The following is a 4,384-nucleotide window of genomic DNA, read 5'->3' as shown; positions in this document are numbered from 1 at the left end:
ATACTCCACCGTCTTTACCTAGGAACTTGGACCGGCGGCAACTAAGAAGATGGGCGTCTATGCCGGGAGGCCCGGCGCCAGGAATCGGAAGAGGTAAACGTGGCAGATCGTCCACTCCATGTTGCAGTCATCGGAGCCGGCCCAGCCGGTATTTACGCGTCGGACATTCTCTCGAAGTCGGGAATCGACGTGCAGATCGACCTCTATGAAAAGCTGCCGGCCCCCTATGGGCTCGTGCGCTACGGGGTTGCTCCTGATCACCCGCGAATCAAGGCGATCATCAACGCGTTGTATAACGTGCTCCAGCGTGGCGACATCCGCCTGGTCGGAAACGTTGAGATCGGCAAGGATTTGACGTTCGACGAGCTGCACGAGCACTACGACGCCGTCATCCTGTCCACCGGCGCAGACAAGGACGCACCGTTCGCGATCCCGGGCGCCGACCTTCCCGAGGTCTACGGCGCTGCCGACTTCGTCTACTGGTACGACGGCCACCCGGACTACCCCCGCACCTGGCCGCTCGAGGCCGAGCAGGTGGCAGTCCTCGGTGTTGGCAACGTGGCACTCGACGTCGCGCGCATGCTCGCCAAGCATCCCGAGGATCTGATGAGCACCGACATCCCGAAGAACGTGGAGGAGGGCTTCCGCTCCTCGCCGATCACCGATGTTCACGTGTTTGGCCGGCGCGGGCCGGCGCAGGTGAAGTTCACGCCGATGGAGCTGCGCGAACTGGGCCAGCTCAACGACGTGGACATCATCGTCTACCCCGAAGACTTCGACTACGACGAGGGCTCGGAAAAGGCGATGGAAGAGTCCAAGATGACCCGCCAGGTCGTCGAGCAGCTCACCGAGTGGGTCTTCCAAGAGGAAGAGGACCTGACCGCCTCGCGTCGGATTCACATCCACATGTTGCAGGCACCGGCCGAGATTCTTGGCGATGAGCACGTCGAGGGCATCCGCATGGAGCGCACGGCGCTTCAAGGCGATGGCTCGGTAGCGGGCACGGGGGAGTTCATCGACTACCCTGTGCAGGCCGTGTACCGCGCCGTTGGCTACTTCTCCTCGCCCATCCCGGGCGCGCCGTTTGATGACATCAACGGAGTTGTGCCGAACCTCGAAGGTCGCGTGACTTCCGAGCCGGGCGGCGACGTAGTCCCGGGCATGTACGCCACGGGCTGGATCAAGCGCGGCCCGGTTGGCCTCATCGGCTCAACCAAGTCCGACGCGCAAGAAACCATTGGCCACCTCGTCGAGGATTTCGAGGCTGGCATCTTGCATGCGACCACCGACGCCGTGGGCTGGGACGAGACCCGCGCTGTGCTCGAAGACCGCGGCGTGCGCTTCACGACGTGGCGCGGCTGGGAGCTCCTCGAAGCATTCGAGATGGCACTTGGCGCGCAGGCAGGCCGTGCGCGCATCAAGGTCGTTGAACGAGAGACCATGACGGCCGTCTCGCGTGGCGAAGAGCACGACGGCAAGCTGTACTAGGCAGGCAGGGCTTAACCGCCTGCCGGCCGGTGGCGCCTACCGGTAGTTGACGAACTGGAGCGCCACGTCCACGTCGGCGCCCTTGAGCAACGCGATGGTCTGTTGCAGGTCATCGCGAGACTTCGACTGCACCCGCACCTCGTCGCCCTGAATCTGCGCCTTGACGGACTTGGGGCCCTCGTCGCGAATCAGCTTGGTGATCTTCTTCGCGGTCTCTTGGCTGATGCCCTCCTTGAGCGAGCCAACGAGCTGGTACTCCTTGCCCGACGGCTTGGGCTCGCCGTCGCCAACGTCTACCTGCTTCAGCGAGAGGCCGCGGCGGATGAGCTTGGTCTGGAGGACGTCCCAGATCGCGAGCACGCGTTCGGCGGAGTTCGCCTTCATCGTGATCGTTTCGCCCGTCAGCACAACTGAGGCGCCGACGTTTCGGAAGTCGTAGCGCTGGCCGATCTCCTTCGCTGCCTGGTTGACGGCGTTATCTACTTCCTGCGCGTCGTAACGGCTGACGACGTCGAACGATGAATTTGCCACTGCATCTCCCTCTAGTAGTTCCTGATTGATTAGTGCCTGAAATCCTGCCCCGAATAGTGAAAAACCGCGAGCCAACCGAACCACCTCTGTGCCCGGCCGTGCTCGGCGTCTTCCACCAGATTAGCCGAGCCGTGCAAGTGTGACCATTACGGCACTTCGGGAATCCAAATTAGTTTGACACCCCTACGGTGCGGTTTGCTAATCTCAATAGTCGCATATGGATCGCATCCATATCGAGGCGGATTGACCGAGCGGCCAATGGTATCTGACTGTAAATCAGACGCGAAAGCTACGGGGGTTCGAATCCCTCATCCGCCACAGCTACGCATGTAGCTCGCAGGTGGTGAGTCTCACCGCCAAGCGATGTTGGAGGGCTCGCCATTATTGGTAAGCTTGCCAGCGCCGCCCCGATAGCTCAGTCGGCAGAGTGTCTCCATGGTAAGGAGAAGGTCGAGGGTTCGATTCCCTCTCGGGGCTCCATTCATTTCTTGGGAATGAAAATTTCCGTGGAGTGTTTGAGGCGAGGTAGCTCAGTTGGTCAGAGCGCACGACTCATAATCGTGAGGTCGCGGGTTCAAACCCCGCTCTCGCTACGACCAGGAGGGCAACCGCCCTGCTACAGAACGATGAAGCATCAGCTTCCAAGCCGAACGTGAGGAAAAACAGTGGCTACTAAGTCTGCAGACGTTCGCCCCAAGATCACCCTCGCATGCGAGGTTTGCAAGGAGCGCAACTACATTACGAAGAAGAACCGTCGTAACACGCCGGATCGTCTGGAAATGAAGAAGTACTGCCCTAGGTGTAACGCGTCGACCACGCACCGCGAAACGCGCTAGGAACCAACACATGAGTGAGGCCCACACGGGCCTCACTTTTGTTTTCGGGGTCGATGGTTGACCACGATGTGCCATTTCGGTTGCGCAGAGTGAGATAATGGGTTGTGCAACCACCGGAAGGAAACATGAAGCTTACTTTTGTTACGGATGTCGATGCGGCCAAGTACGACGAGTTCGTTACGCAGCATCCCCAGTGCAACCTGCTCCAATCCTCCACGTGGGCGGATGTGAAGGCCGAGTGGCGCTCCACGCTCACGGCGGTCGAGGACGCGGATGGCAATATCGTCGTCGCAGGTCTTGTCCTCAAGCGCCCCCTGCCCCTTGGCTACTCGTTCTGGTACGTGCCCCACGGCCCGATCGGTGATTACGAGAACGTGCCCGTCATGCAGGCCTACCTGCGCGGCCTTGGCAACTACGCGAAGAAGTCGCGCGCGATTGCCGTGCGTATTGACCCGCCGGTGCCCGTCAAGCAGGGCGTCCGGGAGGACTTCCCGCAGGAGTATGGCCCCGAGGCGACCGCGCTGCGCGAGTCGATCGAGGCCGCCGGCTTCCGACACCGAGGATTCTTCACCGGCCTGCATCAGACCCTGCAGCCCCGTTTCATGACGGCGATGCTGCGGCCCGACGACGCCTCGGACATCCTCAAGACCATGCCGCGCCGCACCCGTGATTTCTACAAGCGCGCACGTCAGCGCCAAGCGGACGTCTACCGCGGCACGATCGACGATCTGGACAAGTTCCTCTCCGTCATTCACGCCACCGAGGAAGAAAAGGACATCACGCTGCGCCCGCGCGCCTACTACGAGCGCATCATGAACGCCTATGGCGACGACGCGGTGCTCATCCTCTCCAACCTCGACATCAAGAACGCGATCGAGGAGTACACCACCCAGATCGCCGATCTTGCCGAACAGCTCGAGGCGACCGACGAGAACGCGAAGAACAAGCGCCGCCAGCTCACCGACCAGATCAAGAGCCGCAAGAAGCGCTTGCAGGAGATGGAAGAACGCCACGAGATCGACGGCGACGAGGTGACGCTCGCCGGCTGCCTGTCCGTTAGCTACGGCCGCGGCTTCGAGATGCTCTACGCCGGGACGAATCGCGATTACGGCACGATCACCGCTCAGGACCTCGTGTGGGTCGAGACCCTCCAGCACGCCTTCGACGGCGGCGCGGACTACGTCTCGCTCGGCGGCGTGGACGGCTCGTTGGAGGATTCCCTGCTCGAGTTCAAGTCGCGCTTCAACGCCGTCATTTTCGAGAAGATCGGCGAATTCGACCTCGTCGTCAACAAGCCGATTTACGCCGCCTTCGATTGGTACATGAAGCGTAAGTCGAACGAAACCTAAGGCTAAGGAGCGTTTGTGACCTGCTCTATTCCCGAACCGTCCGAACCGACGACGACGGTCCCGCCAGTCCCGTCCCACCGTATGCGTGGCACGCGCTCACTGGCGCAGATGACGACGATCGGCGTGGGCGGCCCCGTCGCCAGCGTCGTGAACGCGACGAGCGAGGCCGAGATCATCGAC

The 4,384-nt window shown here is 61.5% G+C and carries 4 protein-coding genes and 3 tRNA genes; 6 read left to right on the top strand and 1 reads right to left on the bottom strand.

Annotation, left to right across the window (positions count from 1 at the left end; genetic code table 11):
• Positions 1 to 99: 99 nt before the first annotated feature.
• Positions 100 to 1,488 carry an FAD-dependent oxidoreductase gene (locus tag ACHFFR_RS08350; RefSeq protein WP_394263808.1) on the top strand — a complete coding sequence of 463 codons (1,389 nt, stop codon included), beginning with the start codon at positions 100 to 102 and terminating at the stop codon, positions 1,486 to 1,488.
• A gap of 36 nt (positions 1,489 to 1,524) precedes the next feature.
• Here the strand turns inward: ACHFFR_RS08350 and ACHFFR_RS08345 are convergent, their stop codons facing one another.
• Positions 1,525 to 2,019, bottom strand: coding sequence for a YajQ family cyclic di-GMP-binding protein (locus ACHFFR_RS08345; protein ID WP_394263807.1), 495 nt, complete (start codon positions 2,017 to 2,019; stop codon positions 1,525 to 1,527).
• A 237-nt stretch (positions 2,020 to 2,256) separates the two neighbouring features.
• Here ACHFFR_RS08345 and ACHFFR_RS08340 point away from each other — a divergent pair.
• The 5 genes from ACHFFR_RS08340 (at position 2,257) to ACHFFR_RS08320 (ending at position 4,204) form a co-directional block, all read left to right on the top strand.
• A tRNA-Tyr gene (locus ACHFFR_RS08340) sits at positions 2,257 to 2,337 on the top strand.
• An 86-nt stretch (positions 2,338 to 2,423) separates the two neighbouring features.
• Positions 2,424 to 2,499: transfer RNA gene (locus ACHFFR_RS08335), tRNA-Thr, on the top strand.
• A gap of 39 nt (positions 2,500 to 2,538) precedes the next feature.
• Positions 2,539 to 2,612 (top strand) — tRNA-Met (locus tag ACHFFR_RS08330).
• 72 nt (positions 2,613 to 2,684) lie between these two features.
• Positions 2,685 to 2,855, top strand: a complete 171-nt coding sequence (gene rpmG, locus ACHFFR_RS08325) for a 50S ribosomal protein L33 (protein ID WP_394263806.1) — start codon at positions 2,685 to 2,687, stop codon at positions 2,853 to 2,855.
• Positions 2,856 to 2,980: 125 nt separating this feature from the next.
• Positions 2,981 to 4,204: a peptidoglycan bridge formation glycyltransferase FemA/FemB family protein gene (locus ACHFFR_RS08320; protein WP_394263805.1), complete on the top strand. Its 1,224-nt coding sequence runs from the start codon at positions 2,981 to 2,983 to the stop codon at positions 4,202 to 4,204.
• The last annotated feature ends 180 nt before the right edge of the window (positions 4,205 to 4,384 follow it).

The sequence above is a fragment of the Trueperella sp. genome (assembly GCF_043424875.1).
Taxonomy (GTDB): Bacteria; Actinomycetota; Actinomycetes; order Actinomycetales; family Actinomycetaceae; genus Trueperella.
The sequence above is the reverse complement of the archived record's forward strand: the minus strand, read 5'-3'. Positions and strand labels throughout refer to the sequence as shown.